This window comes from Cellulomonas septica (assembly GCF_012396155.1).
GTDB classification, from domain to species: domain Bacteria; phylum Actinomycetota; class Actinomycetes; order Actinomycetales; family Cellulomonadaceae; genus Cellulomonas; species Cellulomonas septica.
Genome location: NZ_JAAXOY010000359.1, coordinates 1 through 3,551, shown reverse-complemented (window position 1 = coordinate 3,551; position 3,551 = coordinate 1). Strand labels below are relative to the sequence as shown.

Here is a 3,551-nt window from a genome sequence, read left to right as displayed (position 1 = left end):
GACCCGGCACGACCGTCGAGGGGATCGGCGCTCTGCCGACGCCCTTCCGCCCGGGTGGCCGCGTCACCGCGGGCACGTCCGCACCGCTCACCGACGGCGCCGCGTCGTGCCTGCTCGCCGCCGAGGACACCGCCGCCGAGCTCGGCCTGACCCCGCGCATGCGGCTCGTCGCGTTCGCGTACGCGGGCGTCGAGCCCGAGATCATGGGCGTCGGTCCGGTGCCGGCCACGCGCAAGGCGCTCGACCGCGCGGGCCTCACGATCGACGACATCGGCCTGTTCGAGATCAACGAGGCGTTCGCGGTGCAGGTGCTCGCGTTCCTCGACGCGTTCGGCATCGCCGACGACGACCCGCGCGTCAACCCGTACGGCGGCGCGATCGCCGTCGGGCACCCGCTCGCGTCGTCGGGCGTGCGCCTCATGACGCAGCTCGCGCGCCAGTTCGAGGAGCACCCCGAGGTCCGCTACGGCCTGACGACGATGTGCGTCGGCCTCGGCCAGGGCGGCACCGTGATCTGGGAGAACCCGCACCACCCCGAGTACGTCGCGACCGACGGAGGCCAGCAGTGAGCACGACGCCCGACGCCCCGCAGCCCCGCGCCGAGCGCGTGTCGCACGCGCTGGTCCGGGACGTGACGTTGCCCGGCGGTGCCGGGACGCTCGCGCTCGTCACGATCGACAACGGCCTCGACCACACCAAGCCGACGACGCTCGGCCCGCTCGGCATCGCCGAGCTGACCGCCGCGCTGACGACGGTCCGCGAGCGCGTGCGAGCGGGCGAGGTGCAGGCCGTCGCCGTGACCGGCAAGCCGTACTTCCTGGCCGCGGGCGCCGATCTCACGCAGGTCGCGACGGTGACCGACCACGACACCGCGCTGGAGCTCGGGCGTGGTGGGCACGCCGCGTACGGGCTGCTGCACGACATGGGCGTCCCGACGTTCGCGTTCGTCAACGGCGTCGCTCTCGGCGGCGGCCTGGAGCTCGCGCTCAACTGCGACTACCGCACCGTCGCGTCCGACGTGCGCGCGCTCGCGCTGCCGGAGACCGGCCTCGGGCTCGTCCCGGGCTGGGGCGGCGCGTACCTCGTGCCGCGGCTCGTCGGGGTCGAGAAGGCGCTCGAGGTCATCCTCATGCGCCCCGCGACCAACAAGCCGTTCGCGGCGGGCGAGGCCGCGAAGATCGGGCTCGTCGACGTCGTGCTCGACCCCGCCGACTTCCTCGAGGAGTCCGTGCGGTGGGCAGCGCGCGTGCTGTCGGGCGAGGTCGTCGTCGAGCGTCGTCCGCTCGACCCCGAGCACCTGTGGGACGGCGTCGTCGCCGCGGCGCGGCAGCGTCTCGACGCGGTCGTGCACGGTTCGCGCCCGGCGCCGTACCGCGCGCTCGACCTGGTCGCGGCCGCCCGCACGGCGACCCGCGAGGAGGCGTTCGCCGCCGAGGACACGGCGCTGGCCGACCTCATCATGAGCGACGAGATGCGCGCGAGCGTCTACGCGTTCGGCCTCGTCTCGGGCGGCAAGAAGCCGGTCGGCGCGCCCGACGCCTCGCTGGCCCAGCCCGTGACGCGCGTCGGCATCGTGGGCGCCGGGCTCATGGCCGCGCAGATCGCGCTGCTGTTCTCCCAGCGGCTCGGCGTGCCGGTCGTCATGCGCGACCTCGACGACGAGCGCGTCGAGAAGGGCCTCGCGACGGTCCGCAGCACGGTCGAGCGGCTCGTCTCGACCGGCCGGATGAGCGAGTCGGCCGGCGCGCGCGTCGTCGGGGCGATCACGGGCACGACCGACCTCCAGGACCTCGCGTCGTGCGACCTGGTCGTCGAGGCCGTCACCGAGATCCTCGACCTCAAGAAGCGCGTGTTCGCCGAGCTCGAGACCGTCGTGGCCCCCACGACGGTCCTCGCGACGAACACGTCCGCGCTGTCCGTGTCCGCGATGGCGGCCGACCTGCAGCACCCCGAGCGTGTCGTCGGGCTGCACTTCTTCAACCCCGTCGCGGCGATGCCGCTGGTCGAGGTCGTGCAGGCCGAGCACACGTCCGCGGAGGCGCTCGCGACCGGGTTCGCGGTCGTCGCGAAGCTCCGCAAGACCGCGGTGCTCGTGGCCGACCGGCCGGGCTTCGTCGTCAACCGGCTGCTCGTGCTGCTCCTCGGCGTGATCGTCGACGCGGTCGAGCACGGCACGCCCGTCGACGTCGCCGACCGCGCGCTGCGGCCGCTCGGCCTGCCGATGCCGCCGTTCGAGCTCTTCGACCTGGTCGGGCCGGCCGTCGGCCTGCACGTCCTCACGTCGCTGCGCGAGGACCTCGGCGACCGGTTCCCGCGGTCGCCCGGCCTGGAGAAGCTCGTCGCCGACGGCACGCGCGTCGTGCTGGACGCCCCGGCCAAGGGCCTGCCGAAGCCCGTCGACCCCGCCATCCAGGCGGTCTTCGACGCGGCCCGCGAGGTCGAGGTCGCCGCGACGCCGCTCGACGAGGCCGGCGTGCTCGACGCGGTCCTCACGGCGCTCACCGTCGAGATCGGGCACATGCTCGACGAGGGCGTCGTCGCGACGCCGCAGCAGATCGACCTCTGCATGATCCTCGGCGCCGGCTGGGGCTTCCACCTGGGCGGCATCACGCCGCACCTCGACCGCACCGGCTACAGCGAGAAGGTCCTCGGCCGTCGGCTCCTGCCCGACGGCGTGGCGAACGTCCCGACCCGCTGACGTCCCCGAGGCCCGCGACCGGCTGCTCGTCCCCGACAGCCGGTCGCGGGCCTTCGTCGTCCGCTGCGACGGACGCGCGTTGCGCCAGGTCACCGCGGTGCGCGAGGGTGGCCGGGTGCCGACCACGCTGCCGCCCCTGACGTTCGCCGGTGACCTCGACCGGACCGCCCTGATCCCCGCGACCCGCCTGCTCGTCGACCTCGTCGCGCGGCCCGAGGTGGCCGCGGCCTGGGACGCCGAGTCGTCGTGCGCGGGCATGAGCGTCGGTGCGCTCGCGCGCCATCTCGTCGTCCAGCCGCTGCGCGTCGTCGAGGTGCTCACGGGCCCGCGGGCCGAGGTCGACGCCGAGCCCCTCACGGTCGACCAGCACTACGCGCAGGCGGCGTGGATCCAGCAGGACCTCGACGGGCCGGCGAACGTGGGCGTGCGGACGCGGTCCGAGGACGAGGCGGCCGTCGGCCCGGACGCCGTCGCGGCCGAGGCCCGCGAGATCCTGGGCCGCCTCGACGACGTGCTCGCCGCCGCGCCCGACGTCGTCGTGCTGCCGTGGACGGGGGCCGCCCTGACGACCGACGACTTCCTCGTCACCCGGTTCATGGAGATCGTCGTGCACAGCGACGACCTGGCCTCGAGCGTCGGGCTGCCGACGCCGCAGTTCGACGCCGCGACGCTCGTGCCGGTCGTCCGCCTGCTGTCCGACCTCGCGCTGCGCCGCCACGGCCAGGACGCCCTGGTCAGGACGCTGTCCCGCCCGCAGCGCGCACCCGGCACCGTCGCGGCGTTCTGACACCCCCGGGGCGGCGGAGGCGCACCGTGGGCGTGCCTCCGCCCCCAGGGCGTCACCGCGCCGCGG

Annotated in this window: 3 protein-coding genes; all 3 read left to right on the top strand. The window is 75.0% G+C overall.

The window, feature by feature from the left end:
• Window positions 1–569, top strand: a 569-nt coding sequence (locus HGA02_RS13185) for a thiolase family protein (RefSeq protein ID WP_168679394.1), incomplete at its 5' end; no start/stop codon positions are given.
• A complete protein-coding gene (locus tag HGA02_RS13180) occupies window positions 566–2,698 on the top strand; it encodes a 3-hydroxyacyl-CoA dehydrogenase NAD-binding domain-containing protein (protein WP_168679393.1) in 2,133 nt (710 codons plus the stop codon). The genes HGA02_RS13185 and HGA02_RS13180, both read left to right, overlap by 4 nt.
• A gap of 115 nt (window positions 2,699–2,813) precedes the next feature.
• A complete protein-coding gene (locus tag HGA02_RS13175) occupies window positions 2,814–3,485 on the top strand; it encodes a maleylpyruvate isomerase N-terminal domain-containing protein (protein ID WP_168679392.1) in 672 nt (223 codons plus the stop codon).
• The last annotated feature ends 66 nt before the right edge of the window (window positions 3,486–3,551 follow it).